Here is an 18149-nt window from a genome sequence, read left to right as displayed (position 1 = left end):
ACGGTTGGCCTTCAAGGATGGGACATTATCGAGTAACGTGCCGATCAATCTAGATTAAACGTTTCAGCAGGCGTATTTTCTGCACTTTAGTCGCCTTTGGCCGCAGCTGCCGCGAATCCGCCAAAACTGCCCCTGAAAAGTGCAGGCGCTAAGCTGAAACTATCCACAACAATACCTGGCACCTCCCGATGCCAAAAAGGAGAACGCATGCTCGAGCTCACTGTAGAGCAGATTTCCATGGGCCGGTCGGCTGTGGATAAGTCCGCCGCCCTGCAACTGCTGGCTGACCGCCTGGTGGCCGATGGATTGGTGGCCGACGGTTACCTGGCCGGGCTGCAGGCCCGGGAGGCCCAGGGCTCGACCTTTCTCGGGCAAGGCATCGCCATTCCCCACGGCACCCCGGAGACCCGCGATCAAGTGTTCGCCACCGGCGTGCGGCTGATGCAGTTCCCCGACGGCGTGGATTGGGGCGACGGCCAGATCGTCTACCTGGCCATCGGCATCGCGGCCAAGTCCGATGAGCACCTGCGTCTGCTGCAACTGTTGACCCGCGCCCTGGGCGAGACCGACCTGGGCCAGGCGCTGCGCCGCGCCGGCTCGCCCGAGGCGTTGCTGAAGCTGCTGCAGGGCGCGCCCCAGGAGCTGGCGCTGGATGCGCAGATGATCGGCCTTAGCGTGTCCGCCGACGATTTCGAAGAACTGGTCTGGCGCGGTGCGCGCTTGCTGCGCCAGGCCGATTGCGTGAGCAACGGTTTCTCCGGCGTGCTGCAGCAGGTCGAAGCGCTGCCGCTGGGCGACGGCCTGTGGTGGTTGCACAGCGAGCAGACCGTGAAGCGCCCGGGCCTGTCCTTCGTCACCCCGGACAAGCCGATGCGCTACCTCGGCCAGCCCCTCAACGGGCTGTTCTGCCTGGCCAGCCTGGGCGAGGCCCACCAGGCGCTGCTCGAACGCCTGTGCGCGCTGCTGATCGAGGGGCGCGGCCATGAGCTGGGCCGCGCCACCAGCAGCCGCAAAGTGTTGGAAGTGCTGGGCGGCGAGCTGCCGGCCGACTGGCCGAGCGCGCGCATCGCCCTGGCCAATGCCCATGGCCTGCATGCACGGCCGGCGAAGGTGCTGGCGCAACTGGCGAAGAATTTTGAGGGCGAGATCCGCATCCGTCTCGTCGACGGCCAGGACAGCGCCGTGTCGGTGAAAAGCCTGAGCAAGCTGCTCAGCCTCGGCGCCCGTCGCGGCCAGGTGCTGGAACTGATCGCCGAACCGGCCATCGCCGCCGATGCCTTGCCGGCGCTGCTGGCGGCCATTGAAGAAGGGCTGGGCGAAGAGGTCGAGCCGCTGCCGGCGGTCGCCCCTGCGCAGGAGGCGCTCGCCGAGGTGGCCGAGGTGCTTGTCGCGCCGGCCTCCGGCAGCCTGCTGCAAGCCATCGCCGCCGCCCCCGGCATCGCCATGGGGCCGGCGCACATTCAGGTGCAACAGGCCATCGATTACCCGCTGCGCGGCGAGTCCGCCGCCGTCGAGCGCGAGCGTCTCCAGCAAGCGCTGAGCGAAGTGCGCCACGACATCCAGGGCTTGATCGAGCGCAGCCAGGCCAAGGCCATCCGCGAGATCTTCATCACCCACCTGGAAATGCTCGACGACCCGGAGCTCACCGACGAAGTCGACACCCGCCTCAAGCAGGGCGAAAGCGCCGAGGCGGCGTGGATGGCGGTGATCGAGGCGGCGGCGAAGCAACAGGAGTCGCTGCAGGACGCCTTGCTCGCCGAGCGCGCCGCCGACCTGCGCGACATCGGTCGGCGGGTGCTGGCGCAACTGTGCGGCGTGCAGACCCTGAGCGAGCCCGCGCAACCTTACATTCTGGTGATGGAAGAGGTCGGCCCCTCCGATGTGGCGCGGCTCGATCCGGCGCGGGTGGCGGGGATCCTCACCGCGCGCGGTGGGGCCACCGCCCACAGCGCCATCGTGGCCCGGGCGCTGGGCATTCCGGCGCTGGTCGGCGCCGGCGCTGCGGTGCTGTTGCTGGCGCCGGGCACGCCGCTGCTGCTCGACGGGCAGCGCGGCCGCCTGCACGTGGACGCCGACGCCGCGACCCTGCAACGGGCCGCCGAAGAGCGCGACAGCCGCGAGCAACGTCTGAAGGCCGCCGCCGAACAGCGCCATCAACCGGCGCTCACCGCCGACGGCCACGCAGTGGAGGTGTTCGCCAACATCGGCGAAAGCGCCGGCGTCGCCCGCGCGGTGGAGCAGGGCGCCGAAGGCATCGGCCTGCTGCGTACCGAGCTGATCTTCATGGCCCACCCGCAAGCGCCGGACGAAGCCACCCAAGAAGCCGAGTACCGCCGCGTCCTCGACGGCCTCGCCGGTCGGCCGCTGGTGGTGCGCACCCTGGACGTGGGCGGTGACAAGCCGTTGCCCTATTGGCCGATCGCCAAGGAGGAAAACCCGTTCCTCGGCGTGCGCGGCATCCGCCTGACCCTCCAGCGTCCGCAGATCATGGAAGCGCAGCTGCGCGCCTTGCTGCGTTCGGCCGACAACCGTCCGCTGAGGATCATGTTCCCCATGGTCGGCAGCGTCGAGGAGTGGCGTCAGGCCCGGGACATGACCGAGCGTCTGCGCCGGGAAATCCCGGTGGCCGACCTGCAACTGGGGATCATGATCGAAGTGCCCTCCGCCGCGCTGCTGGCGCCGGTGCTGGCCCGTGAGGTGGATTTCTTCAGCGTCGGCACCAACGACCTGACCCAGTACACCCTGGCCATCGACCGCGGCCACCCGACCCTTTCGGCCCAGGCCGACGGCCTGCACCCGGCGGTGCTGCACCTGATCGACATCACCGTGCGCGCCGCCCATGCCCACGGCAAATGGGTCGGCGTGTGCGGCGAGCTGGCGGCCGATCCGCTGGCGGTGCCGGTGCTGGTCGGCCTCGGTGTGGATGAACTGAGCGTGGCCGCCCGCAGCGTCGCCGAAGTCAAGGCGCGCATCCGTGAACTGACCCTGACCCAGGCGCAAACCGTTGCCCGGCAAGCGCTTGCCGTGGGCAGCGCACAGGATGTGCGCGCATTAGTGGAGGCTCTGTAAATGGCCAAGATCCTGACCCTGACCCTCAACCCGGCCCTCGACTTGACGGTGCGCTTGCCGCGCCTTGAGGCCGGCCAAGTCAACCGCAGCGACGAGATGCACAGCCACGCCGCCGGCAAAGGGGTGAACGTCGCCCAAGTGCTGGCGGACCTTGGGCATCAGCTGACGGTCAGCGGGTTCCTCGGCGAGGAGAACCTGCAAGCGTTCGAGAACCTGTTCGCCCGGCGCGGGTTCGTCGACGCTTTCATCCGCGTGCCGGGCGAGACCCGCAGCAACCTCAAACTGGCCGAGCACGACGGTCGCATCACGGACATCAACGGGCCGGGGCCGGTGGTCGGCGCCGTGGCGCAGCAAGCCTTGCTCGACCGTCTGGTGCAGATCGCGCCGGGGCACGATGCGGTGGTGGTGGCCGGCAGCCTGCCGCGCGGGGTGAGCGCACAGTGGTTGCGCGAGCTGATCGAGCGCCTGAACGGTTTGGGCCTGAAGGTCGCGCTGGACACCAGCGGCGAAGCGTTGCGCACGGCGCTCAAGGCCAACCCGTGGCTGATCAAGCCCAACGCCGAAGAGTTGGCCGATGCGCTGGGTTGCGATGTGCTGTCCCACGAGGCCCAGGCGCAGGCGGCCAACCGCCTGCACGCCCAGGGCGTCGAGCATGTGGTGATTTCCCACGGGGCCGAGGGCGTGAGCTGGTTCGCGGTCGGTGCGGCCCTGCACGCCACGCCGCCGAAGGTCCGCGTGGCCAGCACGGTGGGGGCGGGCGACTCGCTGCTGGCCGGCATGCTTCACGGCCTGCTCAGCGCCGATACGCCCGAGCAGACCCTGCGCACCGCCACGGCGATCGCCGCGCTGGCGGTGACCCAGATCGGTTTCGGCATCCACGATGCGGCGCGCCTGGCGCCGCTCGAACAGGGCGTGCGCGTGCGTCCCCTGACAGAACAATAAGAGGGTTTGTCATGAAGTTAGCCATTGTCACGGCCTGCCCGAACGGCATGGTCACCAGCGTGCTGTGCGCCCGCCTGCTGGAGGCGGCGGCCCAGCGCCAGGGCTGGAGCACCAGTGTCGAGGTGGTGGATGCCGCGCACCCGGAACGCCGGATGTCGGCCGCCACCCTTGAGGCGGCCGAGTGGGTGCTGCTGGTCGCCACGGGGCCGGTGGACATGACCCGGTTCATCGGCAAGCGGGTGTTCCGCATCGCGCCGTCGCAGGCGTTGCAGGATGTCGAAGCGGTGCTGCGGCGCGGGGCCGTCGAGGCCGCCGTGCACGTCGCCGATCACGCCGAAGCCGTGCCTGCGGCAGTGGGCGCTCCGCGCCTGGTGGCCGTCACGGCATGCCCGACCGGCGTCGCCCACACGTTCATGGCCGCCGAAGCCTTGCAGCAGGCCGCCAAGCGCCTGGGCTATGAGCTGCAGGTCGAGACCCAGGGCTCGGTCGGCGCCCGCAACCCGCTCAGCGCAGCGGCCATCGCCGAGGCGGACGTGGTGCTGCTCGCGGCGGACATCGAAGTCGCCACCGAGCGTTTCGCCGGCAAGCGGATTTACCGCTGCGGCACCGGCATCGCCCTCAAGCAGTCCGAAGCCACGCTGAAGAAAGCCTTGGCCGAGGGCAAGCAGGAGAGCGCCGCGGGCGACGCAAAGGCTGCGCCGAAACAAGAGAAGACCGGCGTCTACAAACACCTGCTGACCGGTGTGTCGTTCATGCTGCCGATGGTGGTGGCGGGCGGCCTGATGATCGCGCTGTCGTTCGTGTTCGGCATCACCGCGTTCAAGGAGGAGGGCACGCTGGCGGCGGCGCTGATGCAGATCGGCGGCGAGACGGCGTTCAAGCTGATGGTGCCGTTGCTGGCCGGCTATATCGCCTATTCCATCGCCGACCGTCCGGGCCTGGCGCCGGGGATGATCGGTGGCCTGCTGGCGAGCACCCTCGGGGCCGGGTTCATCGGCGGGATCGTCGCCGGGTTCATCGCCGGCTACGCGGCCAAAGCGATCAGCCGCTATGTGGCGTTGCCGCAAAGCCTCGAGGCCTTGAAGCCGATCCTGATCATCCCGTTGTTCGCCAGCCTGTTCACCGGGCTGGTGATGATCTACGTGGTCGGCAAACCGGTGGCGGGCATGCTGGCGGCGCTCACGCACTTTCTCGACAGCATGGGCACCACCAACGCGATCCTGCTGGGCGTGCTGCTGGGCGGCATGATGTGCGTCGACCTCGGCGGGCCGATCAACAAGGCCGCGTATGCGTTTTCGGTGGGGCTGCTGGCGTCTCAGAGCTACGCGCCGATGGCCGCGACCATGGCCGCCGGCATGGTGCCGCCGATCGGCCTCGGCCTCGCGACGTTCCTCGCCCGGCGCAAGTTCGCCCAGACCGAGCGCGAGGCCGGCAAGGCGGCGCTGGTGCTGGGGCTGTGCTTCATCTCCGAAGGCGCGATCCCGTTCGCCGCCAAGGATCCGCTGCGGGTGATCCCGGCGAGCATCGCCGGCGGCGCGCTGACCGGTGCGTTGTCGATGTACTTCGGCTGCAAGCTGATGGCGCCCCACGGCGGGCTGTTCGTGATGGCGATTCCGAACGCGATCAACCATGCGTTGCTGTACCTGCTGGCGATTGTCGCGGGGAGTGTGCTGACGGCGTTGGCGTACGCGGTGGTCAAGCGGCCGGAGTCGGTGGAGCTGGCTGTGGAGCCCAGCGCCGCGTGATTGCCCGGGGAGCGGCGCTGCCTGTGTCGCCTTCATCGCCAGCAGGCTGGCTCCCACAGGCCTGATCGCCTGCCGAAAGGCATCGGGTGTCACTCCGGGGTCATGAAGCCGTGCTTTAGTTTTCCTTTTTCAGGGAGAACACCATGAGCGAATTCGACCTCGGTCGCCGACGGGTCATGCAGGTCGTCGGCGCCGGATTGCTGGTGCCGGGGATGGCGCCGGCCGTGATCGCCTCGGTCAAGGACCGGCCGAAACTCACCGACGGCGTGCAGTCCGGCGATCTGCTGGGCGACCGGGCCATGATCTGGAGCCGCACCGACCGCCCGGCGAAGATGGTGGTGGAATGGGACACCCGCAGCCGCTTCGCCAATCCGCGCCGCGTCGTATCGGCGCTGGCCGATGCCGGCACCGACTTCACCGCCCGGGTCGAGCTCACCGGCCTGCCCGCCCACCAGGCGATCTTCTATCGCGTGCACTTCGAAGACGCCCGCACCGGGGTCGCCAGCGAACCGTGGCTGGGCCACCTGCGCAGCGCACCGTCGGGCCGGCGTGACATTCGTTTCGTCTGGAGCGGCGACACCGTCGGCCAGGGCTTCGGCATCAACCCGGACATCGGCGGCATGCGCATCTACGAAGCCATGCGCCTGCGCCTGCCGGACTTCTTCATCCACAGCGGCGACACCATCTACGCCGACGGCCCGGTGCCGGCGCAACTGACCGTCGAAGGCGGCCGCCTCTGGCGCAACCTCACCAGCGAAGCCAAGAGCAAGGTCGCCGAAACCCTCGACGAATACCGCGGCAACTACCGCTACAACCTGATGGATGAGAACGTCCGCCGGTTCAACGCCGAGGTGCCGCAGATCTGGCAGTGGGACGACCATGAAGTGGTGAACAACTGGTCGCCGGGCAAGCAGCTCGACGAGCGCTACCAGGAAAAGGACATCCACACGCTGCTGGGCCGCGCCCGCCGCGCCTGGCTCGAGTTCGCGCCGATGCGCCTGCAGGCTGCCGACGGCGGCGGGCGGATCTACCGCCGGCTGAGATACGGGCCGATGCTGGAGGTGTTCGTGCTCGACATGCGCAGTTACCGCGGGGGCAACGACGACAACCTCGGCGCGGCCAAGCCGTTCCTGGGGCGTGAGCAGTTGGACTGGCTCAAGCGCGGGCTCAAGAGTTCCAAGGCCCAGTGGAAGGTGATCGCCGCCGACATGCCTATCGGCCTCGGCGTGCCGGACGGCGAAGTCAGCCCCGGCGTGCCGCGCTGGGAAGCGGTGGCCAACGGCGACCCCGGCCCGGCCCAGGGGCGCGAGCTGGAGATCGCCGAACTGCTCGGTTTCCTGCGGGCGCAGCAGGTGCGCAACTTCGTGTTCCTGACGGCGGACGTGCATTATTGCGCCGCCCATCACTACCACCCGGACCGCGCCGCGTTCCAGGACTTCGAGCCGTTCTGGGAGTTTGTCGCGGGGCCGTTGAACGCCGGCAGCTTCGGGCCCAATGCGCTGGACAAGACCTTCGGTCCCGAAGTGGTGTTCCAGAAGGCGCCGCCGACGCAGAACGCCTCGCCGTTCGCCGGCTTCCAGTTTTTCGGTGAGGTGAACATCGACGGACGCAGCGGCGAGATGAGCGTGGTGCTGCGGGATCTGAACGGGGTGGCGGTGTTCGAGCAGAAGCTGCAGCCGGCCTGACCCCTGCGGCACCTGTAGAAGCGAGCCTGCTGGCGATGGGTCAGTCAACGGTGAGTCGACAGGCCCGGCGCCATCGCCAGCAGGCTCGCTCCCACAGTGGGGATGTGTCAGTAGACGTCGCGGCGATAGCGGCCCTGTTCGATCAGGCGTTCGACTTCGGCGGCGCCGAGGATGTCGTTGAGCGCTTCGTCGACGCCCGAGGCCATGCCCTTGAGGCTGCCGCAGATGTAGATCACCGCGCCGTCCGCCAGCCATTTCTTCAGTTCGCCGGCCGATTCGCGCAGGCGATCCTGCACGTAAATCTTTTCGGCCTGATCCCGCGAGAAGGCCAGATCCAGCCGCGCCAGATCGCCGTTGACCAACCACTCCTCCAGCTCCGCGCGGCAGAGGAAATCGTGCGCGCGGTTACGCTCGCCGAACAGCAGCCACTGGCGTTGCTGGCCATCGGCGATCCTGGCCTTGAGCAGGCTGCGCAGCCCGGCCAGCCCGGTGCCGTTGCCCAGCAGAATCATCGGCACCGGCGCATTGGGCAGGTGGAAACCGCTGTTGCGCCGCACCCGCAGGCTGATGCTGCCGCCCACCGGGGCATGCTCGGTCAGCCAGCCGGAGCCGATGCCCAGGCTGCCGTCGCTGCGCAGTTCCTGGCGCACGATCAGCTCCAGCACGCCGTCGGCGGCGATCGAGGCGATCGAGTACTCGCGCATCGGCAGCGGCACCGTCGCATCGATCAGCGCCTGGGCGTGCAGGCCCACCAGGTGCGCCCGGTGTTCGGGCAACTGGCGGCTGGCCAGGGCCAGCTCCAGCGGTTCTTCGAGGCCGTTGACCTTGACGGTGCTTTCGCCGCGGATGCCGAGGCCGTCGAGGAAGTGCTCGATGGCCCACGGGCAGTTGCGCGGCAGCACTTCCACCAGGTCACCGGCCAGCCAACTGCCGATGCCCGGTGCTGTCAGGCCCAGCAGGAAGACCGGGGCGCCGCTGCTGTCGGCGTTCATCAGCTCGCGGCGCGCCAGCGTCCAGTTCTCATAGTCCGGGGCCTGCCAGGTGTCGACCGGGGCCTGCCCGGTGATCAGGCCCAGTTGCGTCTGCCAGTGGCGCAGGGCGTAAGGGTCGCCGCCGTCGACTTCCACCGGGGCGAACAAGGTCTTGCCGCCGTGCTCGCCCAGCCAGCGGTGCAGGCGCCGGGCGAAGCCGCAGAAGTGTTCGTACTGGCGGTCGCCGAGGCCGAGCACGGCGTAGTTCAGGCGGTCGAGGGCCGGGGCGTTGCCCAGTACCTTGCGCTCGAAGCCCCGGGCGCTGTCCGGCGCCTGGCCGTCGCCGAAGGTGCTGACCACGAACAAGGCGTTGTCCGACTCGCGCAGGTCCTGTTCGCGGACGTGCGCCAGCGGCTGCACCTTCACCGGCAGCCCGGCGGCCTGCAACTGGCCGGCGGTCTGCCAGGCCAGCTGTTCGGCGAATCCGCTCTGGCTGGCGAAGCCGATCAGCCACGCCGGCGCGTCGCCGGTCGGTTGCCCGATGCCTTGGCGGGCGTCCCTGACCTGCTTTTTCTTGCGCCGGCGGTCCAGGTACAGCAGCCAGCCGGTGATGAAGAACAGCGGCATGAGCACGGCGGCGACGGTCACGATGATCCGCCCGGCGAGGCCGAAATAGCTGCCCACGTGCAGGGCGTAGATGCTGGTCAGCAGCTGTGCCTTGAAGCTCTTGTCCGCGTAGCGGTCGACCCGTTTGACGATGCCGGTGGCCGGGTCGAGGGTGATCTGGTTGAGGGCGCGCTCATGGGGTGAGCTCTCCAGCAGGTAGAACACGGTGGCCGGTTGATCTGCCACCGGCGGCATGCGGATGTTGTAGGCGGCAAGGCCGGGGCCGGCGGCGCTGTAGATGCTGCTCCACATCGCCGCGTAGTCGGCGGTCGGCGCCGGGCCTTCGGGGGCCGGGCCGCGGCCGCCGCGCACGCGCTCGTTCTGCGGGGCGTCCGACAGCAGGCGGGTCAGGCCTTTGTTGTACCACTCGTAGGACCAGGACAGCCCGGTCAGCGCCAGCAGCAGGTACACCAGCAGGCACCAGGTGCCGGCCACCGAGTGCAGGTCCCAGTTGAAGTTGCGGCCTTTCTTGTTCCAGTCCAGGGTCAGCCACACGCGCCAGCTGTTCCACTGGCGCGGCCAGCGCAGGTACAGGCCGGACAGGCAGAAGAACACCAGGATCAGGGTGCAGGCGCCGGTGATGTTGCGGCCGGTGTCGCCCATGGCCAGAAAGCGGTGCAGCTGCAGCATCAGGCCGAAGAAGTCCTGGCCGACGGCATCGCCCATGAACTCGGCGGTGTAGGGGTCGAAGTAGCGCATTTCGCCGCGGCGCTCGCCCTTGGGCGGGGTGAAGTACACACGGGCGGCGGTGCCGCTGTCGGTCTCGACCCACAGCATCGAGACCTTCTTGCCCGACGCGCCCTCGATGCGTTCCACCAGCTCGGCGGGCGGAAGGACGCCGGCCACCTGTTTTTCCACCTGCAGCACCGAAGGGTTCAGCGCCCGCAGGATTTCGTCCTGAAAGGAATAGGCCGCACCGGTGATGCCCATCAGGGCCAGCACCAGGCCTGCGCTGATGCCAAAAAACCAGTGCACCTGGAACAGGGTCTTCTTCAACACGTCATTCGCCTTGTCCGTTCGAAAATGTCGTCACGGCGCGCATTATGCCGTGGGCTTCGAGAAGCGTTCTTTGATTACGCACAAATGCCCCGTTCAATCGAATGAACGGGGCATTGGCGTTTCCACGTCTTCCTTGTGGGAGCGAGCCTGCTCGCGAAAGCGGTGGGTCAGTCAGCATCGATGTCGCTGATCGATCGCCATCGCGAGCAGGCTCTCTCCTACAGGTCTTGCAGCCGTCAGAAGTGGAAGTTGGTGCTCAACAGTGCCGTACGGCCCGCCGCCTGGTTGGCGAAGTGGGTCGAGAAGGCCTTGTCGTAGTAGGTCTCGTTGGTCAGGTTCTGCACGTTCAGCTGCAGATCGACGTTCTTGCTCAGCTTGTAGGCGGCCATCGCGTCGTAGCGCACGTAGGAATCGACCATGGTGGTGTTGGCCACGCTGCCGAACACGTCGTCCACATAGAACGCCCCGCCACCGACGGTCAGCTTCGGCGTGACCTGATAGGTGGTCCACAGGCTGGCGCTGTTCTTCGGCGTGTTGGGCAGTTCGTTGCCGTCGTTGGCCTTGCCCATCGGGCCGCCGTCGATCTGCTCGCTGTCCATGTAGGCGTAGCCGGCGAACACTTGCCACTTGTCGGTGATCTTGCCGCTGGCCGACAGTTCGATGCCCTGCACGCGGGTCTTGCCGGCGTTTTCGTACGAGGTGGTGTCGACCTGGACGCGGGCGTTCTCCTTCTCGGTGCGGAAGATGTCGGCGGTCAGCGACAGGCGATCGTTCAGCAGGTCCCACTTGGTGCCGATTTCGTAGTTCTTGGTGGTTTCCGGCTCCATGTCGCTCTTGAGCAGGTTGCCGTTGCGGTCCGGCGTGCCGGCCAGCGGGTTGCCTTCCATGCCTTCGCCCAGGGTGTTGCCCGGCGGCGTGGCGGAGGTGGCGTAGGACGCATAGATGCTGCCGTTCTCGGCCGGCTTGTAGACGACGCCGAACTGGCCGGTGACGAACTCGCTGGTGTCATCACCCTTGGAGGTGGTGCGGCCTGCGTTGTTGTAGGTCTTGTAGCCGGTCTCGAAGTGGTCGTAGCGCAGGCCCATGTTGACCAGCCACTGCTCGGTCAGCTCCAGGGTGTCGAACACGTACAGCGCGTAGGTGTCGGACTGGGTGTCGGTGCCGGCGTAGTTGCGCGAGATGGCGCCGTTCCACGGGTCGTTCGGGTTCGGGTTGGACAGCGAGGTGCAGTTGTAGCCGCTCGGTGCGCCGATCATCGCCGGGGTGCAGTTGGTGCTGGACGGCACGTTGGTGGTGCGCGGCGTGGTGTCGGTGTTGACGTTGTACGAGGACTTGCTGCTTTCCTCGCGGGTGTACTCGACGCCGGTGGAGAAGCTGTTCTTGAAGCCGCCCAGGTAGAACGTGCCGAACAGGTCGGTCTGGTTGGTGGTGGTCTCGGTGTTGCTCACGCGGGTGTTGGCGCGGCGCCAGACGCTGCCGTTGTTGACGTTGCCCTTGCTGTCGTCCGGCTGGGTCAGGATGTAGTCCTGCATGCTGGTGCCGTGGCGCAGGGTGTTCTTGATCGTCAGCGAGTCGTTCAGGTCATGCTCGATGGCGAAGGTCGCGGTGTCGGTGCGGCCCTTGCGGAAATCGCGGTCCAGACCGTAGAAGTTGCTGTGGTCGCCGCCGGCGTAGGGCTTGTCCGGATCGGACTTGGTGCGTGCGGCGGAACCGGCTTTCGGGATGGTGTACGGGATGCCCGAATCCGGGGTGTCGTTGCTCTCGAGGTGGTAGTAGTCGAGGTTGACGCGGGTGTCGGTGCCCAGGCCGAAGGCCAGGGACGGCGCGATGCCCCAACGGTCGTAGTCGACCTTGTCGCGGCCGGCGACGTTGCTTTCGTGGCTCATCAGGTTCAGGCGGCCGGCGGCGGTGTCGCTGAACTGGTAGTTGCCGTCCAGGGTGTAGCGCTGGGTCTGGTCGGAGCCCCAGGTGAAGCCGCCGTCGAACGAGTTGCCCAGGTGCGCCTTCTTGCTCACCAGGTTGATGCTGCCGCCGGCGGCGCCGCGCCCGCCGATGGCCGAGTTCGGGCCCTTGCTGACTTCGATGTTTTCCACGGCGAAGATTTCGCGGCTCTGGGAGCCGGTGTCGCGCACGCCGTCCAGGTAGGTGTCGCCCTGGGCGTCGAAGCCGCGGATGAACGGACGGTCGCCCTGAGGGTTGCCGCCTTCACCGGCGCCGAAGGTGATGCCCGGCACGGTGCGCAGCGCGTCCTGCATGTTCAGGGCGCCGGTGTCCTTGAGGACTTGTTGCGGAATCACGGTCACCGAGCGCGGTGTGTCGACCAGCGGCGCGGTGTACTTGGGCGAGGAGGCTTTCTCGACCTGGTAGGAAGTCGAACTCTGGTTTTCGCCGGTGATGGACGTGGCGTCCAGGGCGATGGCATTGCCGGAAGGCTTGCTGTCGGTCTTTTCGGCGGCGAATGCCACGTGGCCTGCGGAGCTGGCGGTGATCGCCACGCCAATGGCAGAAGCGAGCAAACGTGGTGAGCTGACCGGCATTTGTACTTGTCGACGTGACATTGAAGATTCCCCTCCCCAAGGATTTGAGGTCGCGGAATATAGGGTAAACAAGTATTCGTATCAATTGCGAAACATTGCCATTCGCACTGAATTTACATTCTTTACAATTTAGCCTTACGGTTTTTGCCGGTTCATTCGTCACGCGGGTTTTACACAGCCAATAAGAATCAATACCATTGCCGCCTCTTTGCCATCAGGTGACATCGCCATGCTGCTGCACATCCCCGGACTGTTCGAAAAGGACGAAGTGCAGCGCATCCGCGAGGCGTTGGAGCAGGCCGACTGGGCCGACGGCAAGATCACCGCCGGCTACCAATCGGCCAAGGCCAAGCACAACCTGCAACTGCCCGAAGGCCATCCGCTGGCCAAGGAAATCGGCGCGGCCATGCTCGACCGGTTGTGGAAGAACCCGCTGTTCATGTCCGCCGCGCTGCCGCACAAGGTGTTCCCGCCGTTGCTCAACTGCTACACCGCCGGCGGCAGCTTCGGCTTCCACATCGACAATGCGGTGCGCCAGCCCAAGGGCAGCATCGAGCGGGTGCGCACGGACCTGTCGGCCACGCTGTTCTTCAGCGAGCCTGAGGACTACGACGGCGGCGAACTGGAGGTCCAGGACACCTACGGCACCCAGCGGGTCAAGCTGCCCGCCGGCGATATGGTGCTGTACCCCGGCACCAGCCTGCACAAGGTCAACGCCGTCACCCGCGGCGCGCGCTATGCGTCGTTCTTCTGGACGCAGAGCCTGGTGCGCGAGGACAGCCAGCGCGCCTTGCTGTTCGAGATGGACGGCGCGATCCGCCAGCTCACCCAGGACATGCCCGACCACCCTTCGCTGATCCGCCTCACCGGCACCTACCACAACCTGCTGCGCCGTTGGGTCGAGGTGTAAGTGACGGACTTCCGCTTGCGCCGCGAGGAAGCCCTCGACGGCGACCGGCTCAACGCCATGCTCGAAGAGAGCCCGGCCCGCGCCGCCCAGGCGATTCTGCTGGCGGCGGGCGAAGGCGTGCTGGAGGCGCAGGCATTGCTCGGGCAGATCCTGCTCGACGGCCACGGTATCGCCCAGGACCTGCCGCTGGCACTGCGTTGGTTCGGGATCGCGGCAGGGCAAGGCCATGCGATGGCGCGCAATATGGTCGGCCGTTGCCATGAGCACGGTTGGGGTTGCGCGGCGGACGCTGCGCTGGCTGCACGGCATTACCGGATCGCGGCGGACGCCGGACTGGACTGGGCGATGTACAACCTCGCCAATCTGCTCGCCACCGGACGCGGCATGGACGAGGACCAGGGGCAAGCGCTGGAACTGTATCGGTGCGCCGCTGAACGGGGGCATGCCAAATCCATGAACCTGTTGGGACGCTATCTGGAGCAAGGGCAGGCATGTGCGCAGGATGTGGCGGCGGCGCATGAGTGGTATCGCCGCTCGGCCGAGGCCGGGGATTTTCGTGGGCAGTTCAGTCATGCAGCAGTGCTGGCGGATCAGGGGCGAGTCGAGGAGGCACTGGTCTGGCTGGAAAAAGCGCGGGTCGGCGGCAATCTGAAATTTCTGCGGGTGGCGAGCGAAGCGCTGGCCGGGGCGAGTGATCCCCGGATTCAAGCCATCGCAGACACCTACCGGACGCGCCAAAACGAACTGACTGCCTGACCCTGTGGGAGCGAGCCTGCTCGCGAAAACGGTGGGTCATTGCAGATGCTGGAGCCTGACACGACGCCATCGCGAGCTGGCTCGCGCCTACCGGAGAAGTGCCAAACAAAAAAGCCCATGACGTGTCATGGGCTTTCGCTTGGCGCTTGCAGCTTGATACGGACCGCTGCCTTTACACGTAGAACGACTTCAGCGGCGGGAAGCCGTTGAACTCCACCGCGCTGTAGCTGGTGGTGTACGCGCCGGTCGACAGCCAGTACAGGCGGTCGCCGATGGCCAGGTTCAGCGGCAGGCCGTATTTGTAGTTCTCGTACATGATGTCGGCGCTGTCGCAGGTCGGGCCTGCGATGACCACTTCTTCCATCTCGCCTTTCTTCTCGGTCCAGATCGGGAACTTGATGGCTTCGTCCATGGTTTCGATCAGGCCGGAGAACTTGCCCACGTCGGTGTACACCCAGCGCTCGACGGCGGTGCGCGACTTGCGCGCCACCAGCACCACTTCACTGACCAGGATGCCGGCGTTGGCGATCAGCGAGCGGCCCGGCTCCAGGATGATTTCCGGCAGGTCGTCGCCGAAGTCTTCCTTGAGGAAGCGGATGATTTCCTCGGCGTAGGTCTCCAGGCTGTTGGTGCGGGTGATGTAGTTGGCCGGGAAGCCGCCGCCCATGTTGATCAGCTTCAGGTGGATGCCGTCTTCTTCCTTCAGGCGTTCGAAGATCACCTTGACCTTGGCGATGGCGGCGTCCCACACGCTGATGTCGCGCTGCTGCGAGCCGACGTGGAACGAGATGCCGTAAGGCACCAGGCCCAGGTCGCGGGCGAGGATCAGCAGGTCCATGGCCATGTCGGTCTGGCAGCCGAACTTGCGCGACAGCGGCCAGTCGGCGGTGGTCGAGCCTTCGGTCAGGATGCGTACGTACACTTTGGCGCCCGGCGCGGCCTTGGCGATGTTGCGCAGGTCGGCTTCCGAGTCGGTGGCGAACAGACGCACGCCCTTCTCATAGAAGTAGCGGATGTCCTTGGACTTCTTGATGGTGTTGCCGTAGCTGATCTGGTCCGGGCGCACGCCGCGGCCCAGCACCTTGTCCAGCTCGTAGATGGAGGCGATGTCGAAGCTCGAACCCTTTTCCTTGAGCACGTCGATGATCTCGACGGCCGGGTTGGCCTTGACCGCGTAGTAGACCTTGGCGAATTCGAAACCGGCGCGCAGGTCATCGTAGGCCTGGGCGATCATCGCGGTGTCGATCACCACGAACGGGGTTTCCTGCTTGTCGGCGAACGCCTTCATCTTCTGAAAGGTTTCGCGCGCGAAATAGTCTTCGACCTGGATCGACATACCTGGGAGCTCCTATGGGCAAACTCGTGAAAACAATGGGTGCAATGAACGTCCTCCGTATCCCCACTTTGGTTCGCCTACTTCCCAAGGCATGTCGCCGAAAGCAAAAAGGCCATGGGAAATGCAGCTTTCTTTCCCTTGGCCTTGCTGTCTCGTCGTCAGTACTTGAGCCGGATGGATCGTTTCCAGCATGGACGTTCGGCGCGAACTTTAGGGCGTGGGGGGCCTGAGATCAACTAAAAATGTCGCGTTTTTGCACGCTTCTGACGTACGTCGTCCGCAGCACTCTTTGTAGCCGACCGAGATGACGGCCAGATGTTCCATGAAAATATCGAAGTGTTAAAAATACCTGCATGTTCGAAGCTTTTGCGCGCCAGATCGTCGATAAGTACGATGGCTGCAACTTCGGCGACGTTGGCCGCGAGAAGGTTTTCCGAAAGGGGATTTGGTCGGTTCGGGAGGGATTCTTGAGGGGGACTTCGAGGACGTGGTGTTGATATTTCTTTCCGGTCGCTGTGCTGGTCGAAAAATGTACAGGGCCTAGGGGCGACGGGGCTGATCCGGCCTGCGGCGCCTTGACTCACCCCACCATCCGCACGCTGGTTCCCAAAGAGAACCAGGGTGAAGGGAGAATCTCTGGCCACCGAATAGCCCTGCGGGAGCGGGCTTGCCCGCGAAGGCGTCCTCACGGACACCTTCGCGGGCAGGTTTCCCGGTGATGGCCGGGTCAGGCGAGCGCTTCGGCCGGCGACACGATGTGGGTCTTCATCCCCCGCGAACGGCCCGAGCTCAGGTACGCCGCAATCGACTCCTGCGTCACCTCGCCGAGGAACACCCGCTCGGCGTCGAGCACCGGCAGCCATGCACGGTTGAACTCGTACATGCGCGACAGCAGGATCCGCAGGTGCTCGTCGTAGGCCGCCGTGGCGTTGAACTCGCGCAGGAACTGCCCGCAGGCGCCGGCCTGGCGGTGCAGGTCGCGGCGGCGCACATAGCCCAGCGCCTTGTTCTGGGCGCAGGTGACCACGACGTAGCGGCGGTCGAGTTCGTCCATCAGTTCCAGCGCCTCGGCCACCGGGGTCTCGGGGCTCACCGACGGCGCGTTGTCCGCGGCGTCTTCGGCCTTCACCAGCAGCAGGCGCTTGAGGGTGCTGTCCTGGCCGACGAAGTGGCTGACGAAGTCGTCCGCCGGGTGCGCGAGCAACGTGTCGGGATGGTCGATCTGCAACAGCTTGCCGGCACGGAAGATGGCGATCTTGTCGCCCAGCTTGATCGCTTCGTCGATGTCGTGGCTGACCATGATCACGGTCTTGTTCAGCGCCCGCTGCATCTCGAAGAACTCGTTCTGGATCATCTCCCGGTTGATCGGGTCGACCGCGCCGAACGGCTCGTCCATCAGCAGCACCGGCGCATCCGCCGCCAGCGCGCGGATCACGCCGATCCGCTGCTGCTGCCCGCCGGACAGCTCGCGGGGGTAGCGGTGCAGGTACTGCTTGGGTTCCAGCTTGATCATGTTCATCAGTTCGCGGGCGCGGTCGTGGCAATTCTGTTTGTCCCAGCCGAGCAGCTTCGGTACCACCACGATGTTTTCCTCGATGGTCATGTTCGGGAACAGGCCGATCTGCTGGATCACGTAGCCGATGTTGCGGCGCAGGGTCACTTCATCGAGGGCGGTGGTGTCCTCGCCGTTGATCAGGATCTTGCCCGAGGTCGGTTTGATCAGGCGGTTGATCATTTTCAGAGTGGTGCTTTTGCCGCAACCCGATGGCCCGAGGAACACGCAGATTTCACCTTCATTGACGGTCAGGCTTACCGAGTCCACGGCTTTCACATCTTTGCCGTTGCTTTGGAAGGTCTTGCTGAGGTTTTGAAGTTCGATCATTTGAGGAGTCCTTTTGGAGTCAGCGAACGTTGCAGCCACTGCAGAATGAGGTCGGCGAAAATCGCCAGCAGGCTGACCAGCAGCGCGCCGACGATCAGCATCGGCATGTCGCTGCGGCTGATGGAGGCGAGGATCAGCACGCCGAGGCCGCCGGCGCCGATGGTGGCGGCGATGGTCATCACGCCGATGTTCATCACCACGGCGGTGCGTACGCCGGCGAGGATCACCGGCACCGCGATCGGCAGTTCTACCATGCGCAGGCGCTGGCCGAAGGTCATGCCGATGCCCCGTGCGGCTTCGCGGATGCCGGGCTCCACGCCGGTCAGGGCCAGGTAGGTGTTGCGCATGATCGGCAGCAGTGAATAAAGGAACACGGCGGTGATGGCGGGCAGCGGCCCGAGGCCCTGGCCGAACTTCGAATAGAACGGCAGCAGCAGGCCGAACAGCGCAATCGACGGCACGGTCAGCAGCACCGTGGCGCTGGCCTGCAGGGGGCCGGCGAGGCTCGGAAAGCGCGTCATCAGGATGCCCAGCGGCACGCCGAACAGAATCGCCAGGCTGACGGCGACCCCGACCAGGGTGATGTGCTGCCAGGTCAGGTGCAGCACCTGCTGCCAGTCGAGATGGGAAAAGGCGTTGAAGAATTCCATG

The 18149-nt window shown here is 66.2% G+C and carries 11 protein-coding genes; 6 read left to right on the top strand and 5 right to left on the bottom strand.

All coding sequences use genetic code 11. The annotated features are described in order from the left end of the window. Positions 1-207: 207 nt before the first annotated feature. The 4 genes from ptsP to CAG29_RS19130 all read left to right on the top strand — a co-directional run bounded on the left by ptsP (position 208) and on the right by CAG29_RS19130 (position 7441). On the top strand, positions 208-3069 hold the full coding sequence (ptsP, locus tag CAG29_RS19145) for a phosphoenolpyruvate--protein phosphotransferase (RefSeq protein ID WP_085694962.1): 2862 nt from the start codon (positions 208-210) through the stop codon (positions 3067-3069). Continuing rightward, complete coding sequence (gene pfkB / locus CAG29_RS19140) at positions 3070-4011, top strand: 1-phosphofructokinase (protein WP_085578486.1); 942 nt, start codon at positions 3070-3072, stop codon at positions 4009-4011. 11 nt (positions 4012-4022) lie between these two features. Further along, positions 4023-5756, top strand: coding sequence for a PTS fructose-like transporter subunit IIB (locus CAG29_RS19135; RefSeq protein ID WP_085631740.1), 1734 nt, complete (start codon positions 4023-4025; stop codon positions 5754-5756). A 143-nt stretch (positions 5757-5899) separates the two neighbouring features. After that, complete coding sequence (locus tag CAG29_RS19130) at positions 5900-7441, top strand: alkaline phosphatase (RefSeq protein WP_085694961.1); 1542 nt, start codon at positions 5900-5902, stop codon at positions 7439-7441. 107 nt (positions 7442-7548) lie between these two features. On the opposite strand, the gene CAG29_RS19125 is transcribed toward CAG29_RS19130, so the two are convergent. Together CAG29_RS19125 and CAG29_RS19120 are read right to left on the bottom strand one after the other, a co-directional pair. After that, a complete protein-coding gene (locus tag CAG29_RS19125; RefSeq protein WP_085694960.1) occupies positions 7549-10077 on the bottom strand; it encodes a sulfite reductase flavoprotein subunit alpha in 2529 nt (842 codons plus the stop codon). Positions 10078-10313: 236 nt separating this feature from the next. Further along, positions 10314-12635, bottom strand: coding sequence for a TonB-dependent siderophore receptor (locus CAG29_RS19120; RefSeq protein WP_085578494.1), 2322 nt, complete (start codon positions 12633-12635; stop codon positions 10314-10316). Between the two features lie 208 nt (positions 12636-12843). On the opposite strand from CAG29_RS19120, the gene CAG29_RS19115 reads away from it, so the two are divergent. Together CAG29_RS19115 and CAG29_RS19110 are read left to right on the top strand one after the other, a co-directional pair. Further along, positions 12844-13524 carry a Fe2+-dependent dioxygenase gene (locus CAG29_RS19115; protein WP_085578496.1) on the top strand — a complete coding sequence of 227 codons (681 nt, stop codon included), beginning with the start codon at positions 12844-12846 and terminating at the stop codon, positions 13522-13524. Positions 13525-13581: 57 nt separating this feature from the next. After that, positions 13582-14280, top strand: a complete 699-nt coding sequence (locus CAG29_RS19110; RefSeq protein WP_085578888.1) for a tetratricopeptide repeat protein — start codon at positions 13582-13584, stop codon at positions 14278-14280. Between the two features lie 172 nt (positions 14281-14452). On the opposite strand, the gene CAG29_RS19105 is transcribed toward CAG29_RS19110, so the two are convergent. The 3 genes from CAG29_RS19105 to CAG29_RS19095 all read right to left on the bottom strand — a co-directional run bounded on the left by CAG29_RS19105 (position 14453) and on the right by CAG29_RS19095 (position 18148). Then, entirely contained in the window at positions 14453-15616 is a 1164-nt protein-coding gene (locus CAG29_RS19105) for a type III PLP-dependent enzyme (protein WP_085578498.1), read from the bottom strand. Between the two features lie 727 nt (positions 15617-16343). Further along, a complete protein-coding gene (locus CAG29_RS19100; RefSeq protein WP_085694959.1) occupies positions 16344-17498 on the bottom strand; it encodes a betaine/proline/choline family ABC transporter ATP-binding protein in 1155 nt (384 codons plus the stop codon). After that, positions 17495-18148 carry an ABC transporter permease gene (locus CAG29_RS19095; protein WP_085578502.1) on the bottom strand — a complete coding sequence of 218 codons (654 nt, stop codon included), beginning with the start codon at positions 18146-18148 and terminating at the stop codon, positions 17495-17497. The genes CAG29_RS19100 and CAG29_RS19095 overlap by 4 nt, the downstream gene beginning before the upstream one ends. Between the last annotated feature and the right edge of the window lies 1 nt (position 18149).

Origin of the sequence: Pseudomonas sp. B7(2017), from assembly GCF_002112745.1 — a bacterium.
Classification (GTDB): domain Bacteria; phylum Pseudomonadota; class Gammaproteobacteria; order Pseudomonadales; family Pseudomonadaceae; genus Aquipseudomonas; species Aquipseudomonas ekonensis.
Note: the sequence above shows the minus strand (reverse complement) of the source record. Positions and strands in the feature narration are given on the sequence as shown.

Coding starts and splice junctions, on each gene's coding strand:
- CAG29_RS19095 (WP_085578502.1), bottom strand. CDS start 18,148: ATGGAATTCTTCAACGCCTTTTCCCATCTCGACTGGCAGCAGGTGCTG.
- CAG29_RS19135 (WP_085631740.1), top strand. CDS start 4,023: ATGAAGTTAGCCATTGTCACGGCCTGCCCGAACGGCATGGTCACCAGC.
- pfkB (WP_085578486.1), top strand. CDS start 3,070: ATGGCCAAGATCCTGACCCTGACCCTCAACCCGGCCCTCGACTTGACG.
- CAG29_RS19130 (WP_085694961.1), top strand. CDS start 5,900: ATGAGCGAATTCGACCTCGGTCGCCGACGGGTCATGCAGGTCGTCGGC.
- CAG29_RS19115 (WP_085578496.1), top strand. CDS start 12,844: ATGCTGCTGCACATCCCCGGACTGTTCGAAAAGGACGAAGTGCAGCGC.
- CAG29_RS19110 (WP_085578888.1), top strand. CDS start 13,582: ATGCTCGAAGAGAGCCCGGCCCGCGCCGCCCAGGCGATTCTGCTGGCG.
- CAG29_RS19105 (WP_085578498.1), bottom strand. CDS start 15,616: ATGTCGATCCAGGTCGAAGACTATTTCGCGCGCGAAACCTTTCAGAAG.
- CAG29_RS19120 (WP_085578494.1), bottom strand. CDS start 12,635: ATGTCACGTCGACAAGTACAAATGCCGGTCAGCTCACCACGTTTGCTC.
- CAG29_RS19100 (WP_085694959.1), bottom strand. CDS start 17,498: ATGATCGAACTTCAAAACCTCAGCAAGACCTTCCAAAGCAACGGCAAA.
- ptsP (WP_085694962.1), top strand. CDS start 208: ATGCTCGAGCTCACTGTAGAGCAGATTTCCATGGGCCGGTCGGCTGTG.